This is a genomic window from Acinetobacter sp. DSM 11652 (assembly GCF_900109815.1).
In the GTDB taxonomy this organism is placed as follows: Bacteria; Pseudomonadota; Gammaproteobacteria; order Pseudomonadales; family Moraxellaceae; genus Acinetobacter.
On sequence record NZ_FOBK01000006.1, the window covers coordinates 114,201 to 134,167 of the forward strand.

General features: G+C 39.4%; 19 protein-coding genes. 9 read left to right on the top strand and 10 right to left on the bottom strand.

Annotation, left to right across the window (positions count from 1 at the left end; translation table 11 throughout):
• Positions 1-43 precede the first annotated feature (43 nt).
• On the bottom strand, positions 44-1,351 hold the full coding sequence (salA, locus tag BMW42_RS07840) for a salicylate 1-monooxygenase (protein WP_092766993.1): 1,308 nt from the start codon (positions 1,349-1,351) through the stop codon (positions 44-46).
• A gap of 292 nt (positions 1,352-1,643) precedes the next feature.
• Between salA and BMW42_RS07845 the strand changes: the two genes are divergently transcribed.
• The gene (locus tag BMW42_RS07845; RefSeq protein ID WP_416224320.1) at positions 1,644-2,144 is read left to right on the top strand and encodes a hypothetical protein; all 501 of its coding nucleotides are present in this window, start codon (positions 1,644-1,646) and stop codon (positions 2,142-2,144) included.
• A gap of 137 nt (positions 2,145-2,281) precedes the next feature.
• Here the strand turns inward: BMW42_RS07845 and BMW42_RS07850 are convergent, their stop codons facing one another.
• Positions 2,282-3,181: an NADP-dependent oxidoreductase gene (locus tag BMW42_RS07850; protein WP_171260694.1), complete on the bottom strand. Its 900-nt coding sequence runs from the start codon at positions 3,179-3,181 to the stop codon at positions 2,282-2,284.
• Positions 3,182-3,593: 412 nt separating this feature from the next.
• Between BMW42_RS07850 and BMW42_RS07855 the strand changes: the two genes are divergently transcribed.
• Positions 3,594-4,820 carry an SEC-C metal-binding domain-containing protein gene (locus tag BMW42_RS07855; protein WP_092766996.1) on the top strand — a complete coding sequence of 409 codons (1,227 nt, stop codon included), beginning with the start codon at positions 3,594-3,596 and terminating at the stop codon, positions 4,818-4,820.
• A gap of 194 nt (positions 4,821-5,014) precedes the next feature.
• Here the strand turns inward: BMW42_RS07855 and BMW42_RS07860 are convergent, their stop codons facing one another.
• The 4 genes from BMW42_RS07860 to gatC form a co-directional block, all read right to left on the bottom strand.
• On the bottom strand, positions 5,015-5,449 hold the full coding sequence (locus BMW42_RS07860; RefSeq protein WP_035269782.1) for a hypothetical protein: 435 nt from the start codon (positions 5,447-5,449) through the stop codon (positions 5,015-5,017).
• Positions 5,450-5,607: 158 nt separating this feature from the next.
• Positions 5,608-7,083, bottom strand: coding sequence for an Asp-tRNA(Asn)/Glu-tRNA(Gln) amidotransferase subunit GatB (gene gatB, locus BMW42_RS07865; protein WP_035269785.1), 1,476 nt, complete (start codon positions 7,081-7,083; stop codon positions 5,608-5,610).
• The gene (gene gatA, locus BMW42_RS07870) at positions 7,083-8,561 is read right to left on the bottom strand and encodes an Asp-tRNA(Asn)/Glu-tRNA(Gln) amidotransferase subunit GatA (protein ID WP_092766997.1); all 1,479 of its coding nucleotides are present in this window, start codon (positions 8,559-8,561) and stop codon (positions 7,083-7,085) included. The genes gatB and gatA overlap by 1 nt, the downstream gene beginning before the upstream one ends.
• Before the next feature lie 45 nt (positions 8,562-8,606).
• Positions 8,607-8,921 carry an Asp-tRNA(Asn)/Glu-tRNA(Gln) amidotransferase subunit GatC gene (gatC, locus tag BMW42_RS07875; protein WP_035269791.1) on the bottom strand — a complete coding sequence of 105 codons (315 nt, stop codon included), beginning with the start codon at positions 8,919-8,921 and terminating at the stop codon, positions 8,607-8,609.
• A gap of 133 nt (positions 8,922-9,054) precedes the next feature.
• On the opposite strand from gatC, the gene BMW42_RS07880 reads away from it, so the two are divergent.
• The 6 genes from BMW42_RS07880 (at position 9,055) to BMW42_RS14735 (ending at position 13,834) form a co-directional block, all read left to right on the top strand.
• The gene (locus BMW42_RS07880; RefSeq protein ID WP_035269793.1) at positions 9,055-10,101 is read left to right on the top strand and encodes a rod shape-determining protein; all 1,047 of its coding nucleotides are present in this window, start codon (positions 9,055-9,057) and stop codon (positions 10,099-10,101) included.
• A gap of 30 nt (positions 10,102-10,131) precedes the next feature.
• Positions 10,132-10,989 carry a rod shape-determining protein MreC gene (gene mreC / locus BMW42_RS07885; protein WP_035269796.1) on the top strand — a complete coding sequence of 286 codons (858 nt, stop codon included), beginning with the start codon at positions 10,132-10,134 and terminating at the stop codon, positions 10,987-10,989.
• Positions 10,976-11,470 (top strand): rod shape-determining protein MreD, encoded by a 495-nt coding sequence (mreD, locus tag BMW42_RS07890; protein ID WP_092766998.1) that lies wholly within the window; start codon positions 10,976-10,978, stop codon positions 11,468-11,470. The genes mreC and mreD overlap by 14 nt, the downstream gene beginning before the upstream one ends.
• Positions 11,458-12,024, top strand: a complete 567-nt coding sequence (locus BMW42_RS07895; RefSeq protein WP_092766999.1) for a Maf family nucleotide pyrophosphatase — start codon at positions 11,458-11,460, stop codon at positions 12,022-12,024. The genes mreD and BMW42_RS07895 overlap by 13 nt, the downstream gene beginning before the upstream one ends.
• Before the next feature lie 51 nt (positions 12,025-12,075).
• A complete protein-coding gene (rng, locus tag BMW42_RS07900; protein WP_035269804.1) occupies positions 12,076-13,530 on the top strand; it encodes a ribonuclease G in 1,455 nt (484 codons plus the stop codon).
• A 136-nt stretch (positions 13,531-13,666) separates the two neighbouring features.
• Positions 13,667-13,834 (top strand): PA1571 family protein, encoded by a 168-nt coding sequence (locus BMW42_RS14735; RefSeq protein ID WP_171260695.1) that lies wholly within the window; start codon positions 13,667-13,669, stop codon positions 13,832-13,834.
• A 52-nt stretch (positions 13,835-13,886) separates the two neighbouring features.
• Here the strand turns inward: BMW42_RS14735 and BMW42_RS07905 are convergent, their stop codons facing one another.
• The gene (locus tag BMW42_RS07905; RefSeq protein ID WP_092767000.1) at positions 13,887-15,341 is read right to left on the bottom strand and encodes a WS/DGAT/MGAT family O-acyltransferase; all 1,455 of its coding nucleotides are present in this window, start codon (positions 15,339-15,341) and stop codon (positions 13,887-13,889) included.
• 166 nt (positions 15,342-15,507) lie between these two features.
• A complete protein-coding gene (locus BMW42_RS07910; RefSeq protein WP_035269807.1) occupies positions 15,508-16,242 on the bottom strand; it encodes a phosphoadenylyl-sulfate reductase in 735 nt (244 codons plus the stop codon).
• A gap of 204 nt (positions 16,243-16,446) precedes the next feature.
• Here BMW42_RS07910 and thrH point away from each other — a divergent pair, with 204 nt between their 5' ends.
• Positions 16,447-17,064 carry a bifunctional phosphoserine phosphatase/homoserine phosphotransferase ThrH gene (gene thrH, locus BMW42_RS07915; protein WP_035269809.1) on the top strand — a complete coding sequence of 206 codons (618 nt, stop codon included), beginning with the start codon at positions 16,447-16,449 and terminating at the stop codon, positions 17,062-17,064.
• 51 nt (positions 17,065-17,115) lie between these two features.
• Here thrH and BMW42_RS07920 read toward each other — a convergent pair whose 3' ends face one another.
• Both BMW42_RS07920 and BMW42_RS07925 read right to left on the bottom strand, forming a co-directional pair.
• Complete coding sequence (locus tag BMW42_RS07920; protein WP_092767001.1) at positions 17,116-18,303, bottom strand: OmpP1/FadL family transporter; 1,188 nt, start codon at positions 18,301-18,303, stop codon at positions 17,116-17,118.
• A gap of 295 nt (positions 18,304-18,598) precedes the next feature.
• Entirely contained in the window at positions 18,599-19,963 is a 1,365-nt protein-coding gene (locus BMW42_RS07925) for an OmpP1/FadL family transporter (protein WP_092767002.1), read from the bottom strand.
• Positions 19,964-19,967 lie beyond the last annotated feature (4 nt).

The window sequence follows — 19,967 nt, forward strand, 5'->3', positions numbered from 1 at the left end:
CAATGAATCGGTTGATAACAGTCCTGTTAATGTTTTTGCTTATTTATATGGCTTCAGCCACGAGATGTTTCTCTATTGCTTGGCCTAAGCGTTGTTGTGCAAGTTCAACGTCTTTCTCTAAATCGTGTTGCCATAACCAATCAAAACGGTGTGCCAAATGTTGACCTACACTGTCAAAATCTGGATATAGCGGCGAATATAATTCGTAAATCTCACCAGATTCGCGCGACGTATTTTGTACACGAATGGCACGCTCTTTACGCAGTTGCTCATAGACATGAGAGAGTTGTGCAAGATCTTCAGTGCAAATTTGCGCAGGGTGTTGTTCTAGATGTTTGAATAATGCAGAGAGAATTAAAGCATCTTCAAGACCTTGACCAGCACCAGCTCCTTGGTGTGGCAACATGGCATGTGCTGCATCACCAATCAGAATGACATTGTGTTCACTGTTCTGATAGGTCTTAAGTGGCTCAATCTCATGAAGCGCCCAGATGGTAGGTTTTTCAATTAAGTTCAGTAATGCGCGACAGCTCTCACTCCAATCCGCAAAATCAGCCAGCATTTCAGTTTTGGTTATTGGTCGTGTCCAAGGAGTCCCTTCTGGCAGAGTTGTATTCTTGCGATCTGACTTAAAGGCAACAATATTGATTTCTTCACCTTTACGAATAGGGAAAGTTAAGATGTGTTTGTCTTTACCTAATAACATTTGTGGGACATCTGCAAGTTCAGGATCGTGTCCAAGTTCTGCAATGACCTGTTTAAAATCTAAATATTTGATAATGCCGCGATAAGCCCATGTTCCTGAAAATTGAGGATCGACTTTTGGAAGTTGATGCGATGCCAATACATGATCACGCACAACAGAATGGATACCATCACAACCAATCACGTAATCTGCTTCAACCACTTCACCATCTTGGAAAGTTAAACGAACAGCAGCGCTTGAAGCTTCAACAGATTGCACACGTTTATTGAAATGTGCATTTTGTGAAGGAACAAATGGAATAAGTGCATCTAAAAAATCAGCACGATGCACTGAAGATTGACCGACTTGAGGTGCGATTGAAGCCGATAGGTATTCATCGGTATAGCCATTACGCCATTGGAACCAGATATCTTGATAAGGCGCAGCAACTGTATCCGCAATGGCGTGATATTCTTCACCCAAGCCTAGAAGCTCAATTGCTTTAACAGCATTGGCACCAAATGAAATGCCTGCGCCAATTTCTGAAAACTGTGCTGCTGACTCATATAAATGCACATCAAATTTTTTATTCTTTACCAGGTTGGTCATTAAAGCTAATCCAGCAATACCACCACCAATGAGCGCAATCTTAATTCTTCTTTCCATGATTCAATTCCGAGTTTTTTGCCCTGAATAAGATCATTACTGATTTTTAACTACTTATCCAATTTATATATTTTGGTGGAAACTATTTAAAAAATTGATAGTTTGAATTTGACGTCTATTCCCACTGGTTTTGAAGCTTTATTGTCAATTTATGATCATTGATGTGCATGATTTAGCAAATTTACTACCTAAATTTTCATGTGCTTACTTGTTTTACAGTGTATCTGTAGGGAAATGCGTTCAGGATGTGATACAACAAAAACATAATGACAACGATGAAAATTGAGTTTAAGTGATGACATTAAAAATGAATAAAACTGCTTTACGTACACTGTGTGCATCGGCTTTGATCATGGGCGTATCGACATTTTCGAATGCGGGACCAGCTGTAGATCAATTGAGTGATTGTTTGGTCAAGTCGACGACCGCTGCTGATAAAACGACAGTACTACAGTGGACATATTCAGCATTATCTACTCATCCTGATTTAAAAGGGTTTAGTAATGTCAGTGCTGATCAACGTACGGCATTGGATCAAAAGTTAGCGCAAGTCTTGCAACGTGTGATCGTAGAGCAATGTTCAACACAGACCAAAGCGGTGATTCAAGCTGAGGGTATTCAAGCTGTTGGTGAAAGTTTCCAAGCATTGGGTCGTAGTGCAGGGGAAGAAATCATTAAAAACCCTGAAGTGAATAATCAGCTGAAAGGGGTGGTGCGTTATATTGATTTAAATAAATTGGTGACAACATTCCTCACCCCAGATATTTGGAACAAGCTTGGGATCACTCGCTAATCTCGAATTTCAATCAATCGTAAGAATATACATAATTTAGCGATTGATGAATGTAGGGTGGATTTACTCAATATCATAATTCAAACTAGAAAAAAGGCAGGATGATATCCTGCCTTTTCACATTGTACGCATAGTAATTATTTGAATAACAGTACGCTTTTACCTTGCGTATGACCCTCTAAAATGTCTCGATAGGCTTGCTGTGCTTCTGTAAAAAGATATTCACGACTGACTGTCCAATTGAATGTATTATCTGCAACGCTTTCGACCACGAGTTTTAAATTGGAAACATTACGTTTAACCCATACTGCTTGAATTTTAGCGGATGATAGTTTGCGTCCTGCAATCGTACCCATAAATCCGCCATTTTTCACTGTTGCTAATGAGGCTTGAGTGGCATCTTCGTTGCCTGCCATATCAATTGAAGCATCAAATTGATCTGGGTGGACTTGTTTCAGACGCTCAATTAAACCTTCGCCGTACACGACAGGAATCGCACCTAAACTGCGGATATAGTCTTGGTTTTTTGCTGATGCTGTTGCCACAACTGTAATGCCGCGACTCACTGCCAATTGAATGGTGATTGAACCCACACCGCCTGACCCACCGTGTACCAATAAGCTTTGCATTGGACCAATTTCATCTAAAATGGTCATGGCAGTTTGAGCTGCTCCTGCAATCGAGCCTGCAATCGACCATTCTATATTTTTCGGTTTTGCGACTAAATTGGCGAGGGGAACGTCTATCACGGTTGCATGGGTAAATGCTCCACCAGAACCCAACACTTCGTCACCGACTTTCCATGCACTGTTTTCAGGTACTTCTACGATTACTCCAGCAAATTCAGTTCCAAAGGTTTGTGGGAGTTGTGCGTGTTTGAATTCACCTGTCATGCGACGTGCATCAATGGGGTTAATTCCTGCGGCTTTGACTTGGATGCGTGCCATGTCATGGTTTAATGGTGGGAGGATGTAGTCTGTAAATTCGAGGACTTCGGTTTGTCCGTAGCTTTGGGCGTTGAGTACTGTTGATTTCATGATTTGTTTCATTTCTTCTTGATGATGAAATCAGTATAGAAGAGTCAAAGTAGGCAAATGAAGATCGAAAAATAGAACAGTGTTTTCTTTATTTTTTTGTTTTACCTCTCCCTTGCGAACTCAAAATATATTTTGAGGATTCTCATCACTTGCGCTTCGATTTAAAAGCAATGCATTAAATATTGCTCAAGAGAGGGAACACCGCGTATCAAAATAATCACATGACACTCCCTCTGGGATGAGAAGCACTGCTTAGCAAGGGGGTGAGGAGATTAGATACGTCCTACTCTTCGAGTTTGGCAACAGAGGATACTTTTTTGATGGCATTAACATGAAATAATCTTTAGATAATTTAGACTTTTGAATTACTTCAAGATATTTTAAAAGAATAATAAAATTGAGATTGATATTAATGAATCATAATCATGTGATGCTTTCTAATTTTCCATCACTTTTAGGAACTTTGACAGCTATTGATAAAAATGGAAGAGATATACAGCAGAATGAATACAGATATTCTGGTTTTGTGAAACGCGATGAATATAGAACCTTAATAGAAAATAGTACCGAAAAGCTTTTTTTAAGTTTAATGTTATACGATGAAATTTTTATAAATGATGAAGACTTTTTAAAGATTGTTAGTTTTATAGGTGTTGTAAATTCAACAAAATTATTGGAACGGAAAATAATTAAAATCATTCCAAGATTTCAAAATCCTAATGTTATTGTTCATAGAAGTAAAAATTTATTACTCAATAAGACTAGGTATGAAATTGAACCACTTATGTATTTAGGAGGATTGCATGATTTGGATAGAAATTATAAAAAATACTCTGTAAATGAAAGTCATCGATCGAAAATAGTTCAATATTTTGATAATGCGCTTATTAATAAAGATGAGCGTGATGATTCTATATTTTTAAAGAATATAGACATTATAAAAAATGAAGAGCATATAGACTTTAATAATCTAGATTATAAGACTACTTTCGAAATTATGAGACTGTATGAAATTGTAGATAGTTTGCAGATGCAAAATAGACATAATTTATCAAATAGTATTATGGATGATTATGCAAAAGATTATTTAGGATCAAAGTTTATTTCAATTAGTGGAAATATTAACAAAGCTAATGAAAAGATAGAATTATTTGAAAAGGTTAGTGAAAACAAGAGGATTCCTAATTTCTATCAAATGTTTAAGAAAGGAACTGTTGAAATAGACCAAATTCTAGATATTAGAGAAAGTTTTAACTCTAAACTTTTTAGAAATTGGTTTGCTAATCCTGATTTATCCGAACAGGATATTTATTATGAATTATTAAAAGAGCATGGTTTAAATTTAAAAATAAATTTAATCAAATGGATCGTGCCAACAATCATTGGGGTTCTTAATACTCCTTTAGGGATTGCCGCTTCATTAGTAGAAAATTTTTTTATTTCTAAAATTCTTCAAGGTTGGAATCCAAACTTATTTCTTGATGATGTACTTGGGAAAAAGTTAACACAATTGGAGAATAATTTTAAAGTACAAGAGGAAAGGAAATTAATTTTGGAACGTTTCAACGGTATTCAAAGAAATGCCCTTTGTCCTTGGCAAAGCGGCAAAAAATTTAAAAAATGTCATGGAATGAATTAAATAAAAAAACCCGCTCTAAAGCGGGTTTTCTTTTAAAGAAAGATTAAATCAACCAATCAACTTCTTCATCAATTCATGGGCTTGTGCAGCGTTTGCTTCCCCTTTTGCTACTTTCATTACTTGACGAATTAGACTTTAGAATTGACATCTTGCCTATGTAAAAAATAAGGAGTGTTATAACTAATGATCAGGAATTAAAACAACCAATTGGATAATGATTTGAGTACTGTGAATCCAAAAGCGGCAGTTAATAAAAGAAAAAATGCTATAAAAAAGATAAATAAACGTAGAGCATTTCTAATCTTCTCGAAACCAGAGAATTGAGCTAAGTATTCATTAGCTACAGTGGAATATTCTTTAAAATTAAAAGTGAGATATATCGTAAATAATATCGATGTTAAAATTGCATAAACTTGAAAATAATCTAACTCGATTATACTGAAATAAATTCCTAACATAATGAATGATAAAGTACCATTGAGATGGCTATAGTATTCTTTAGCAATTTTCTCCATCTCTAACTTTTTTGTTCTAGATTCTTCTTCATTTTCAATGGGTTCTGAAGTCTCAGACTTGTTTGTATCATTTTCATCTTTTAAACTTTCAATTTCCTCTGATTGGATAGACATGGAGAATTCGATTTCTTCAGATTTAAGTTTCTTATTTGTCATAATTAATTAAAAATAAATATATAGTTAATAAATATTTAATAATTTAGTCTAATACAATCAAAATTTCAAATAGAAAACCCGCTCTAAAGCGGGTTTTCTTTTAAAGAAAGATCAGATCAACCAATCAATTTCTTCATTAATTCATTGACTTGCGCAGGGTTAGCTTTACCTTTCGCAGCCTTCATCACTTGACCAACAAGACCGTTAAAGGCTTTCTCTTTACCAGATTTATACTCTTCAACCATTTTCTCATTGGCAGCAAGTACTTCCTTAATAATTGCTTCAATTGCGCCTGTATCAGTTTCCTGTTTCAGGCCTTTTTCAGCAATAATCTCGTCCGCAGTTTTGCCTTCTTCCCACATAAAGCCGAACACTTGTTTCGCGATCTTACCGTTAATCGTGTTGTCCACAATACGTGCAATCATGCCACCAAGTTTTTCTGCTGATACAGGAGAGTCCGCCAACTCTAAGCCCGCTTTGTTTAAAGCACCTGAGAATTCACCCATCACCCAGTTTGCAGCAATCTTACCTTGTGCAGCACCGCCCGCAGCCTTAACAACTTCTTCATAAAACTCTGACATTTCACGCGTAAGCGTAAGAACGTGCGCATCGTATTCAGTCACACCAAAGTCCGCCACAAAACGCGCACGACGTGCAGCAGGAAGCTCAGGCATCGTCGCTTTAATCGCTTCGATTTGCTCATCTGCAATGATCACAGGCAACAAGTCTGGGTCAGGGAAGTAGCGGTAATCGTTCGCTTCTTCTTTCGAACGCATTGAACGCGTTTCCATCTTCACAGGGTCGAACAAACGAGTTTCTTGGTCGATGGTGCCATCCCATTCCAAGATTTCCATTTGACGTTCAATTTCAACATTGATCGCTTGTTCAATGAAACGGAATGAGTTGAGGTTTTTAAGCTCACAACGTGTACCGAAAGGTTGACCCGGACGGCGTAAAGACACGTTACAGTCGGCACGGAAAGAACCTTCTGCCATGTTACCATCAGAAATACCTAACCAACGCACGAGTGTGTGAATCGCTTTAATGTAGGCAACTGCTTCTTCAACTGAACGCATATCTGGTTCAGATACGATCTCTAAAAGCGGTGTACCTGCACGGTTTAAGTCGATGCCTGACATGCCTTCAAATTGGTCATGGATCGATTTACCCGCATCTTCCTCAAGGTGCGCACGTGTCACGCCAATGCGTTTAACTGTACCATCTTCAAGTTGGATGTCGATATGACCCAAGCCCACAATCGGGTTGTCCATTTGGCTGATTTGGTAGCCTTTTGGCGAGTCAGGGTAGAAGTAGTTTTTACGTGCAAATACAGACGCTTGGTCGATATACGCATCGATACCCAAACCAAAGCGAATCGCAAGATCAACCACTTCTTTATTCAATACAGGCAGTACGCCCGGCATTGCCAAATCAACAAGGCTCGCTTGAGTGTTTGGGTCTTGACCAAATTCAGTTGAAGAACCTGAGAAGATTTTAGATTTAGTCGCAAGTTGAGTGTGAATCTCAATACCAATAACGACTTCCCAACCATCAATCAAATTTGATTTAGGTTTTGCATTGTTCTTCGCCATTATGCATTCTCCTCAGCAATTGCAGCGCGTTTGGTGTGCCAATCAGTTGCTTGTTGGTATTGGTGCACCACAGACAACAATTGAGATTCTGACCAGTAGTTACCAATCAACTGTAAGCCAACAGGTAAATTATTTTGATCAAAACCAACAGGCGCGTTAATCGCAGGAAGACCTGCAAGGTTGACCGCGATGGTATAGATATCGCCCAAGTACATTTCAACTGGAGAAAGGTTTGCACCAATCTTATACGCCGTTGTCGGCGCAGAAGGCGCAGCAATCACGTCAACAGACTCGAATGCTTTTAAGAAATCTTGTTGGATTAAACGACGTACTTTTTGAGCTTTCACATAGTAGGCATCGTAATAACCTGCGGAAAGCGCATAAGTACCAATCAAGATACGGCGTTGAACTTCAGCACCAAAACCTTCAGAACGAGAACGTTTGTACAAGTCCATGATGTCTTTTGGATCTTCACAGCGGTAGCCATAACGTACGCCGTCAAAACGTGACAAGTTAGACGATGCTTCAGCAGGGGCAATCAGGTAATAGGTTGGAACATATGCCTCAGTCATGTTGAGGTCAATTTCAACAAGCGTTGCGCCCATCTCTTCCAATTTTTTTAGAGATTCTTCAACACGTGCTTTAACGTCAGCAGCTAAACCTTCAACATTAAAGTACTGTTTTGGAATACCAATACGTAATCCTTTTACAGACGTGCCGTTCAAGTTTGCAACGTAGTCATCAGCATCTTTTTGTACAGATGTTGAATCTTTTGCATCATGTCCTGCCATCACGTTCATAAGGTACGCACAGTCTTCTGCTGAACGCGCCATTGGGCCACCTTGGTCAAGTGATGATGCATAGGCAATCATACCGAAACGTGATACACGACCATAGGTTGGTTTTAAGCCTGTAAGGCCACAGAACGATGCAGGTTGACGGATTGAACCACCTGTATCTGTACCAGTCGCAAACGGTGCAAGGTCAGCTGCTACAGCCGCAGCAGAACCACCTGATGACCCGCCTGGGACACGATCTAAAGCCCAAGGGTTCGCCGTTGCACCGAAGTAAGATGATTCTGATGTAGAACCCATGGCAAATTCGTCCATGTTCACTTTACCTAAAGTCACTAGGCCCGCAGCTTTAGCTTTCGCTACAACGGTTGCGTCGTACGGAGAGATAAAGTTGTCTAGCATTTTAGAACCAGCCGTGGTTTTAATGCCTTGCGTACAGAAAATATCTTTATGTGCAATAGGTAAACCAGTCAAAGTGGTTGCTGTACCTGCTTTGATCGCTGCATCAGCTGCATCAGCTTGAGCCAATGCTTGTTCAGCAGTCACAGTGACATAAGATTTGACTTGCGCATCAATTTTTTCAATACGGTTTAAATAATGTTGCGTCAATTCACGTGAAGAGAATTTAGCGTTTGCTAAACCATCGATAAGTTCACGAACCGATAAGCGATGTAAATCTGTCATGAGAAAAATTCTTAACTAAAATTTAAATAGGGCAAAACTGAACAATTATTCAATTACACGTGGAACAAGATACAAACCGTCTTGCACAGCTGGTGCAACGGCTTGATAGTCATCACGATGGTTTTGTTCAGACACAGCGTCTTCACGTAATGGCTGCGGATGGTCAAATGGGCTCTTTAATGGCTCAACACCTTCGGTATCAATGCCTTTCAAGGTTTCCATCATTCCTAAAATTTTATTCAAACTTTGAGCATATTCAGCAGATTGAGTGTCATCCAAAGACAAGCGTGCTAAGTGTGCAATGCTTGAAACGGTTTGTGCATTTAAATCTGCAGATTGCTGAGCATCTGATGCTGACATGCTGTCTCACCTAATCAGTAATAAAAATATTCAAAATATCATGCGTTATAATAAGCGATTGACTTGTCCAAAGCATCACATTTAGTTAAAGTTGCCATCTTACGTCTATATAACGTTGAACTGAGAACGACCCGTGATTCTAAAACGACTAATTGGCTTGTTTTCGCCAGATCTAGCCATAGATTTAGGCACCGCTAATACACTAATTTATGCGCCAGGACGGGGCATTATATTAAATGAACCGACTGTTGTGGCAATTCGTCACAGTGGTTCACAAAAAATAGTTGCCGCTGTTGGCTTGGATGCTAAGCAAATGCTTGGTCGTACCCCTGCGAATATTTCTGCAATTCGTCCAATGAAAGATGGTGTGATTGCGGATTTCGAAGTCACTGAGACCATGTTAAACCAATTTATTGGTAAAGTGCATGAAAAGCGTCTTTTCCCACCAGCGCCGCGTGTTGTGGTGTGTGTGCCATGTAAATCAACTTTGGTTGAGCGTCGTGCGATTCGTGAGGCTGTATTCAATGCAGGTGCACGTGATGTACGTTTAATCGAAGAGCCAATGGCAGCAGCGATTGGTGCAGGCATGCCAGTTGAGCAAGCGTGTGGTTCGATGGTCGTAGACGTGGGTGGTGGTACAACTGAAATTGCAATCATTTCATTGCAAGGTTGTGTCTATGCAGACTCATTACGAATTGGTGGTGATGTATTTGACGAACAAATTATTCATTATGTTCGTAAAGCACACGGTTGCGTCATTGGTGAAACAACGGCTGAAACCATTAAGAAAGAAGTGGGTATGGCGCTTCCGGATGAAGATGGCAAAGTGCTAGAAATCGAAGTTCGTGGTCGTAACTTGGCGGAAGGTGTTCCGCGCGCAATTACGGTGACTTCTGATGAAATTACTCAAGCAATCACTGATCCATTGCAAAGCATTGTCTCTGCAGTGAAATCTGCGCTTGAACAAACACCTCCTGAGTTGTCATCAGATATCGCGGAGCGCGGTATTGTGTTGACTGGTGGTGGTGCGTTATTACGTAACTTAGACAAGTTATTGTCACAAGAAACAGGTTTGCCAGTAGTAGTTGCTGAAGATCCGCTTTCTTGCGTAACACGTGGTGGTGGTAAAGTCTTAGAACTCTTCGACAACCCGAACCATGACATGCTGTTTGTTGGTTAATTTTCTGTAATTTAATTTAAGGACGAGGCGGTGCAACCGAATCTGTTTTCAAGACAACCGCCATCTTTTCGCTCTTTCATCATTGCAGTCATCGTGTGTTTGTTCGTGTTAATGTTTAATTGGCGCGCTCCACACTTGATTCAACCAGCAAGAGATGTCTTGTACGCGGCATACAATCCCATTTATGCCATTGCAAGCTATCCCGTTTTATCGAAAGAATGGCTCAGTCAACAAACCAAGTCTGAAGCGCAACTGCGTCGTGAGAATACTGCGATGCAGGCAGAGCTGCTTCAGGCTCAGGTTCGCCTTCAAAAACTCTCAGAACTCTCCGCTGAAAATACGCGCTTACGTGGATTATTGGATACGCCTTTGATCATTGACGGTCGTATGGAAATCTCTGAGGTGATCGGCACAGATGCTGATCCATTACGTCATATCATTATCATTAACCGCGGTGCTGCGAGCCAACTGCGTGTCGGGCAAACGGTGTTGGATGATAACGGTATCATGGGTCAGATCATCAATGTTTATCCGCACAGTAGTCGTGTCATGTTGCTGTCTGATAAAGAACACTCTCTATCTGTACGTCTTGAAAACTCTGGCATGCGTGCCATTGTGTCAGGCACTGGTGATTTAGGTCGTCTGAAAATGGAATATGTACCGACCAGCGCTAACGTCAAAGTCGGGGACAAGGTGTATAGTTCAGGTTTAGGACAACATTTTCCTGCGGGTTATTTGGTCGGAACAGTATCCAAAGTTAAGCGTGAAAATACCGGTGAGTTTGCGCAGATAGACGTGAAACCTGCAGCTCAGTTGGCAGGTGGACACCATGTGGTGGTACTGTTCTCAGACTCATTAGCCATGGAGCAACCTCATGCTCAGCGCTAAAAAAATATCATCAGTTAAAACACGTGATCCTCTATGGATCATCGTGCTTTCAATCATTATTGGTTCAGTGTTGGTGGTGTATCCTCTGTCTTATACATTGGCAGGATGGCGACCGCTGATCATGTTGATGATTACGGTGTATTGGATCTTGCTTCAACCGACATGGTGTGGCGTTTGGTTTGCTTTTGCAGTTGGATTATTTACCGATTTACTGCTTGATGCACCCCTTGGATTACATGCGTTAAGCTTCGTTTTACTAACATTTACCATCCGTTGGTTTGTGCGTGAACGCCGTTTAATGACGTTTGGAAATACTTGGGCAATCGCTAGTGTTGCTATATTGGCACATTTGATTTATGTCCTTTTTGCACAAATTATTTCCGATATGCAATTTTCGATAACTCGTCATTGGCAGCCACTAATGAGCAGTATTTTAACTTGGCCCATCTTGTATTATTTGCTCCGAAAATGGCGAATTTAATCCTGGCGTCGAGCTCGCCTCGGCGTAAAGAATTGCTTGCACAGCTTGGACTTAAATTTGATATTTTTAGTCCAGAAATCGATGAGTCTGTACATGATGGTGAGCAAGCGCATGATTATGTTCGACGTTTAGCAGAACAAAAAGCTCAGGTTGTTTTAGCGCGATTTCCAGATGCGGTGGTCATTGCTGCAGATACAAGCCTCAGTTTAGATGGACAAATTATTGGCAAACCTGACTCGAAGCAACATGCGTTTGAAATTTGGCAATCCTTGTCAGGGCGTCAGCATGAAGTTCTCAGTGGCCTTTGTGTGGCTTCACAACATAAAACAATAAGTACGGTAGTGAGGACAAAGGTTGATTTTCAATCACTCAGTCATCATGATATGGAAGAATATTGGTCAACTGGGGAACCTGTAGGAAAAGCAGGGGCTTACGCAATACAAGGAATCGCCGCAAAGTTCGTTCCTCGTATTGAAGGTAGCTACACCAATGTGGTGGGTTTGCCTTTACATGAAACATCACAGTTACTGAATCAAATATTGAAAAGTGGTTAAGGCACTAAATTAACCTTTTAAAAAATTTTTATAATGTTTTGAGTGTTTTTTATGTCTGACGAGTTGTTGATTAACGTCACCCCAATGGAGTGTCGGGTGGCGTTAGTTGAAAATGGGACGGTCAACGAACTATTTGTTGAACGCAACGCTAAACGTGGTTTAGTCGGGAATATTTATAAAGCCAAAGTTGTACGTGTATTGCCTGGTATGCAAGCGGCATTTGTAGACATTGGCTTATCTCGTACTGCTTTTTTACATATCAATGACATGATTTGGCCTCGTAATCAACCGACGCCAAATGTCTTTGATCTTCTGCAACCAGGTCAGATTCTGACAGTGCAGGTCATGAAAGATATGTTAGGCACGAAAGGTGCGCGTTTAAGTACTGATCTTTCCATTCCTTCTCGCTATTTGGTGATGATGCCTTATGGACATCATACTGGCGTGTCTCAGCGAATCGAATCAGAAGAAGAGCGTGATCGTTTACGTTCGATCATTGAGCGTATTCAAGCTGAACATAAGTTACCCGGTTCTGTCATTGTACGAACTGCAGCAGAGGGGATCGAAGAAGCCGCTATTGCGCAAGATATGGCGTATTTGGCAAAACTTTGGGAATTTATTCAACGTAAACAAAAAAGTGTCGTGGTGCCATCACTTATCTTTGAAGAGCTACCACTTCCTCAACGTATCATCCGTGATCTGGCAAATGAAGATACGGTAAAAATTCAAGTCGATTCAAGAGAAGTGTTTGGCAAGCTACAAGAGTTCGTGGCTGAGTTTGTACCAAATATGGTTGATCGTCTGAAACATTATCCTGGTGAGTGTCCGATATTCGACTTATACAATGTTGAAACAGATATTCAAAAAGCACTGCAAACACGTGTTGCTTTAAAGTCTGGTGGTTATCTCATGATTGATCAGACGGAGGCCATGACCACTATTGACGTCAATACAGGCTCATATGTAGGTGGACGCTCTCTTGAGGACACCGTCTTTAAGACCAACATGGAAGCGACACAAGTCATTGTGCGTCAACTCAGACTGCGCAACTTAGGTGGAATTATCATTATTGACTTTATTGATATGCAAGAGGCCTCACACCGTGATGAAGTGCTTAAGCAATTTGAAAAAGTCTTAGAACGTGACCATGCAAAAACTAAAATCACCCAAGTGTCTGAGCTTGGCTTAGTAGAAATGACGCGTAAACGGACGCGTGAATCACTTGAACATTTGTTATGTGAGTCTTGTCCAACGTGTCAGGGACGTGGTTATGTGAAAAGTGCCGAGACTGTTTGTTACGAAATCTTTCGAGAGATATTAAGATATGCTCGAGATTTTGAGTCTCAGACTGACTTTACTGTCGTTGCGCATCCATCGGTTGTGGATCGATTATTAACCGTAGAAGCTGCGGCCGTCTCTGATTTAGAGCATTTTGTGAAACGTGTCATTAAGTTCCAAGTCGAAAATTTATACACGCAAGAGCAATACGATATCATTTTGAATTGAAATTGTAACAGAATATCGTTAAACACTTGTTACAACTGAGATTTTACATTCGATCTCGATTTCTCAATACTTAAGAAATCAAATCGAATAGCCAAAGACAGCGATGTTGTCTTAGCAAAGTGAGGTCAAAGTGGGTATGAATTTAACGGAACAATTAGCGGGTAGCCATCGTCAAATTGTGGATTCAAACAAAAGCGCTTGCTTGATGCTCAACGATCAAGGTCAAGAAATTCGAGTTACACAAGCGATGGTCGTTTCTCTCTGTCAGCAATTAATCAAGCAGTGTCGTAATATTAAAAATTAAGGGGCCTTTTTAAAGCCCCTTAATTTTTTTGTAAATATCGAAATATACAGCCTTAAGCTGGTTTTTCATTTGGAATCTCTATATCCGCTACTACTTGTTTCTTTGCTGCACTACGCTTAGTAGCCTTTTTCATAATCTGCGGTTTTTCATCTTCAGGTAGACCCACAATTTTTTCAAATCGTTGAATCTCATCTTCTAAATGGGTCAATAAATTTTGCATCTTAGGCAAAGCATTTCGACATGCGGTTAAACCGACTTCTAATTTATCCATATAACTGGTCATTGTAATATTCAATGCTTGACCATCAAGTACGATAGAAGCAGGGTAGAGTGCGTCCAAACGTGCACCATTCCAATACAGCGGCTCTTTAGGCCCTGGAACATTAGAAATAACGAGGTTAAAGGCCTGACGTTTAGGTGCTAAACCAGAGATGATATTTAAACCTGCAGGACCATATACGAAGGCACTATAGTTGAGAATCTGATCTGAAGTCATGCGTTTGAATTTTTGTTTCGCATTCATTACGCTACGACGAATAAGATCGAGTCGTTCTAATGGATCGGCTTTATGTGTCGCTAAGTTCGCCAGAATCATCGTAATACGATTTGACATGTCTGAATCATCCGTACGAACGGAGACAGGAACCATAGCGATTAATGGTTTTTCTGGTAAAGCACTTTGACTGATTAAATATTCACGTAAAGCACCGGAACAAATCGCAAGCACAATATCGTTAATGGTCACACCCAGTGATTTTGAAATATGATTGAGACGCTTAAACTCATAGGACTGAGCAGCGAAACGACGTGATGAGCTGACTTTTTGATTCAGAATACTACTTGGGGCTTGAAAACTAGATACATAGTCCGGATTACGTCCCATATCTTTAAAGACAGTTTCAGACAGCACTTTGAATACACCCGGTGTAGACTGCACTTGACCTTTCAAATTAGACAAGATTTGTTTTGCACGGCTTACTTTAGGTGTTTTAAGTCGCTTAGCACGCGGACCTTCGACACACCATGGCGGAACGATACTTCTTGCATTTGGATCATGAGAGAGTGATTTTTCAATTAAACGCATGCCTGCAATACCATCGACCATCCCATGATGTATTTTGAAATACATGGCGAAACGATTGCCTTCAATACCCTCAATGATATGACACATCCATAATGGCTTAGCTCGATCAATTAATGAACTGTGCTCTTGGGAAATGTAGGTGAGTAGCTCACGAATACGACCAGGATGTGGTAGAGCAATATGTCTGAAGTGATGATCAAGATCGAATTCAGTGTCTGTGTCCCAAAACAGTCCGTTTAATTTATTATTAAACGGTGGAATTGGAATAGATTTTGAGTTGCGAATATCTGCCACTAAATCTTGAATAAAGGTTGGTGGCGCATCTTCTGGAATTTCAAATAAAAATAATCCGCCAACATGCATGGGCTGTTGTCTTTTTTCCAAAGATAAGAAAATAAAATCAAGCGGGTGTAATGGGCGCATAGTCTAGGTTTGCCTCACTGCAAATTTCTAAAATTGTTTTTTAGAATTATCAATCCAAGAGATCAGTATAGACGTATTTGTTGGAGGGGGCATAAATTTTTTTAATGAATGGTCAGTACAAAAAAGCCACTTTAAATCAGTGGCTTAAAACTTTGTGAGACAGTTTTTACTTTTTTAAATTACCTGAATGTAAACCACATTCTTTATGCGTTGCCTCTTCCCACCACCAACGACCTTCACGCTCGTGCTGATTTGGAAGTACTGGACGCGTGCATGGTTCACATCCAATTGAAATAAAACCTTTTTCATGCAATGGATTATATGGAATTTCCATCATGCGAATATAATTCCAAACGTCAGCACTCGTCCAATTCGCCAAAGGGTTGTATTTAATGAGTTGTTTACCTTCACCTGAAAAACCTAGATCAGCTTGAATCACTGGAATTTCAGTACGTGTACCCGGACTTTGATCTTTACGTTGACCTGTGATCCAACCATCAAGTGTTGCTAACTTTTTACGAAGAGGTTGAACCTTACGGATACCACAACACTCTTTATGATCATCTTGATAAAAGCTAAACAGTCCTTTTTCGTTGACCAGATTCTGAACAGCTTCAGCTTCAGGGAAACATATTTCAATATTGATATTATAGTGCTTACGAACAGTCTCAATAAATTGATAAGTTTCTGAATGCAAGCGACCTGTATCAAGACTAAACACGCGAAAAGGTTTACCTAAATTTGCAGCCATATCAATCAATACAACATCTTCAGCACCTGAAAATGAAATGGCAATTTCACCTGTTTGATTTAAAGCTAAGGCTATAATTTCCGATGGGGATTTATCTTCATACTCTGATGCAAGTGCATCAATTAAATCTATGCTTGGAATGGTAGTCATGAGAATCCTGGCGATATAGGCTTGGGCTTGGAAACAACAAGTCCTATATTAAAATATTTGATGTATATTTTAGTTGAATTCAGAGATTTATCTTATGAAATAAAAATAAATACTTATGAATAAAATAGATTTAAAAAATTACATCGATATTCAACAATCTTCGGCTATGATATTGCAAATTTTATTAATGCTGAGGGCAGTATCATGGAAATCGTTTGTCTAGATCTTGAAGGCGTTTTGGTTCCTGAAATTTGGATTAATTTTGCAAAAAAAACAGGAATTAAAGAGCTTGAAGCAACAACTCGAGATATTCCAGACTACGATGTGCTCATGACTCAGCGTTTAAATATTCTTAAACAACATGGTTTAGGTTTAAATGACATTCAAGCTGTTATTGCAGATATGGGACCGTTTGAAGGCGCTAAAGAGTTTGTTGAATGGGTTCGTACACATTTCCAACTGATCATTTTATCTGACACATTCTATGAATTTGCTCATCCATTGATGAAACAATTGGGTTGGCCTACGATTTTCTGTCACAAATTAGAAACTGACGAAAATGGTATGATTACAAATTATAAACTACGTCAACCTGATCAAAAACGTAAAGCAGTGCAAGCTTTACACGGTTTAAATTTCCGTGTAATTGCTGCAGGCGACTCGTATAACGATACTACGATGCTCGGTGAAGCAGATCAAGGTTTCTTATTTGATGCGCCGGATAATGTAATTGCAGAATTCCCACAATTTCCTGCGATTAATGGTTATGCTGCATTGAAAGAAGCGATTCGCAACGCTTCTGTACGTGATATTCCAGCCTAAGTTATTACTTTGAAAAAAGGACGCTTTAGCGTCCTTTTCTTATAACAAATGTTAGAATCGATACCCGATTTTCATGCCATAACCTAATGCATAATTGTTGCTGAATTCTCCAACATTTATGCCACCCGTTTGTGCAGTTGCATCGCCTAACCAGAAATATTTAACACCAGCTTGAATAAAGCTTTGCTGTGATGGGTTGAATTGACCACCTAAGCCTACACTCCAATAACCTTCAGTTGGACCTAAAGTGGTTACAGGGTTTCCAGCTCCAGAGTCATAGCCTACAGTTGTGGTTGCTGCCCATTGATCATTAAATTTATGTGCAACACCTAAGGTTGCAGAGTACTGATCATCGGAATACGAAATGAGGTCCTGTCCAACTAATCCAAGTAATTTAGGAGTAACCGTAAATTGATCCCAATGAACCCAACGCAGGTTAGCAAACGCCAAAGTGTTTGTTGCAATTCCAGACTGTAAATCAATATTTACAGATTGTGGAGTAACTGCTTCAGTTACTGCAGCGATCTTATCTAATCTATTAAACTCAGGCTTTTTTAATGCATCGGCGTAAAGTGGAAGGAGCGAGGTTTCATTCGACTGAGCTTTGTGTTTAATCTCAGAGCGATAAGTGATAGATGCTTTTAATGCAATTTTTGGAATTTGGTATGCAGTACCTGCAATCCAGCCGTAAGCTTCTTTTTGGTCTACATGGATGTTATAGCCATTTAAGACTTGGTATGCACTACCTTTTAAATTGATATCAGCTTCAACTGTTTGCCATACTGGACCAGCATAAAAATTCCAATTTTCAGTGGGTTGATAACCAATGAGTGCAGTTAAATTTTGTGTCTTAACTTCAACTGATGTCCCACTTAAACTATTGCCAAATGATTGATTTTTAGCATCGTATAATGCATCTGCACCAAAAGGCTGATCGTAAATTAATCCTAAAGAAACTTGGTCAGTAATCTGTAGTTTAAGAGCAGTGTTTACAAAATAATAATCACTGCCCATATCGGTAATTTTTTCGCCTGTTAAATCCTGACCAGTGATTTTATTAATCACTGTGGAAGAACCTTTAACGGTGGGATCTAAAACAGAAATGCCAGCTTCTGCATAATTACCTGATTGGAGAAATGCTGAAATCGACTGACCTGAACGATCTAATCCTGCGGCGTAAATTGAAGTTAATGGGAGCGTAGACAATAAGACTGAGTATGAAAGTACTTTAAATTTCATGATGTTCATCCATGAATGCCATATGGCGAAAAAATTGCATGAAAAATAACATAAATAAAAAAAGAGTAAATACTCGGAAATGATTGAAATATAATCAAATTTATATTGCTTCATCATCAAGTTATGAGATTAAATAATTATGTCCATGTTTTTAAAAAGTATTATTGAGCAAAAAAGGAATTGTAGTTTGAGTCGTTTTCTTATTTTAAATGATGATATAACAGACAATTAATTTATACTTGTATAAAAATAAAAAAAGACCACATGATTGTGGTCTTTTTTTATTGATGAATGATTAGAATTTATAGCCGATTTTAAGACCATAAGCTAAAGCGTCATTGTCTTCAAACTTTCCTGCTGCGCTATGTGCACCTGTCTGAGCATCAGCATCACCTAACCAGAAGTATTTAACACCACCTGCAATAAACGTAGCTGGAGTAGGGCTATATTGAAGACCTAAACCTACATTCCAATAACCTTCTGTTGGTCCAAGTGTCGTTACAGGATTGCCTGCACCTGAATCCCATCCAACTGAAACATTACCAGCCCATTGCTCGTTAAATTTACGACCTACACCTGTTGTTACAGACCATTGATCTTTAGAATAATCAACTAGGTTAAATCCATTAGGTTTGCCCAAAGATGGTAATAGTCCACCAGCAAGCTCTGATAATTGACCAAATTTATGAGGGCGTATAGAGAAACTTGACCAGTCTACCCAACGGATATTAGCGAAAGCAACCGTGTTAGCCATAATGCCAGATTGTAAATCTAAATTTACAGATTGTGGTGTAGTGATTTTAGTTTCACCAGATGAATTAAGACCTGCTAAAGCTGAACCTGGTAATGCTCCAGAAGCCACTAGTAAAGAACCTAGAGGCGCAATGAGAGGAATACTTTCATTAACATTGACTTTATGATCAATTTCGGAACGATAAGTAATCGATGCTTTAAGCGCAATCTCAGGAATTTGATATGCTGCGCCAGCTAACCATCCAAAGGCATTGTCTTCAGGAATATCAGCATCATAACCATTAAATAAGCTATATGCTGAACCACGAAGTTTTACGTTACCTTTAACTGTTTGATAGACTGCACCACCATAAAAGTTAAAATTTTCTGTAGGTTGGTAGCCTAAAATCAGTGATAAGTTTTGAGTATCAACTTCGACAGATGTGTTTCCAGTTATTTGAGTTCCTAAACCGATTGCAACTGGTAATCCAGTAGACGGATCTGTGATTACAGGTATACCGTTAAAGCTTCCTGTTGGATTAGCAGTCACTACTGGTAATCCATTTGTCAAAGCAGTTCCAGGTAATACACCATCGGCTGGGCTAGCGACAAAATTATTTGTTCCTGTGTATTCAGCATCTGCACCAAAAGGTTGATCATATAAAAGACCCACTGAAATATTATCAGTCGCTTGTATTTTTAAAGCTGCGGTAGGGAAGTAGTAATCACCAGCCATATCTCCAGTATGATTACCCGATAAATCTTTACCAGAGACAGATGGATCTAAAATTGAGATACCTGCTTCAAAGTAATTTCCTGGTTGAAGGAATGATGAAATAGATTGTCCAGAACGATCTAATGCAGCAGCAAAAGTGCCTGATGATGCTAAACCGAATAATACAGCAGCTGATAATTTTGTTAATTTCACTTGA

Excerpts from the sequence above, each read along its gene's own strand:
- salA (WP_092766993.1), bottom strand. The coding sequence starts at position 1,351 with ATGGAAAGAAGAATTAAGATTGCGCTCATTGGTGGTGGTATTGCTGGA.
- BMW42_RS07850 (WP_171260694.1), bottom strand. The coding sequence starts at position 3,181 with ATGAAATCAACAGTACTCAACGCCCAAAGCTACGGACAAACCGAAGTC.
- BMW42_RS07855 (WP_092766996.1), top strand. The coding sequence starts at position 3,594 with ATGAATCATAATCATGTGATGCTTTCTAATTTTCCATCACTTTTAGGA.
- BMW42_RS07860 (WP_035269782.1), bottom strand. The coding sequence starts at position 5,449 with ATGTCTATCCAATCAGAGGAAATTGAAAGTTTAAAAGATGAAAATGAT.
- gatB (WP_035269785.1), bottom strand. The coding sequence starts at position 7,083 with ATGGCGAAGAACAATGCAAAACCTAAATCAAATTTGATTGATGGTTGG.
- gatA (WP_092766997.1), bottom strand. The coding sequence starts at position 8,561 with ATGACAGATTTACATCGCTTATCGGTTCGTGAACTTATCGATGGTTTA.
- gatC (WP_035269791.1), bottom strand. The coding sequence starts at position 8,921 with ATGTCAGCATCAGATGCTCAGCAATCTGCAGATTTAAATGCACAAACC.
- mreD (WP_092766998.1), top strand. The coding sequence starts at position 10,976 with ATGCTCAGCGCTAAAAAAATATCATCAGTTAAAACACGTGATCCTCTA.
- BMW42_RS07895 (WP_092766999.1), top strand. The coding sequence starts at position 11,458 with ATGGCGAATTTAATCCTGGCGTCGAGCTCGCCTCGGCGTAAAGAATTG.
- rng (WP_035269804.1), top strand. The coding sequence starts at position 12,076 with ATGTCTGACGAGTTGTTGATTAACGTCACCCCAATGGAGTGTCGGGTG.
- BMW42_RS14735 (WP_171260695.1), top strand. The coding sequence starts at position 13,667 with ATGAATTTAACGGAACAATTAGCGGGTAGCCATCGTCAAATTGTGGAT.
- BMW42_RS07905 (WP_092767000.1), bottom strand. The coding sequence starts at position 15,341 with ATGCGCCCATTACACCCGCTTGATTTTATTTTCTTATCTTTGGAAAAA.
- BMW42_RS07910 (WP_035269807.1), bottom strand. The coding sequence starts at position 16,242 with ATGACTACCATTCCAAGCATAGATTTAATTGATGCACTTGCATCAGAG.
- thrH (WP_035269809.1), top strand. The coding sequence starts at position 16,447 with ATGGAAATCGTTTGTCTAGATCTTGAAGGCGTTTTGGTTCCTGAAATT.
- BMW42_RS07920 (WP_092767001.1), bottom strand. The coding sequence starts at position 18,303 with ATGAAATTTAAAGTACTTTCATACTCAGTCTTATTGTCTACGCTCCCA.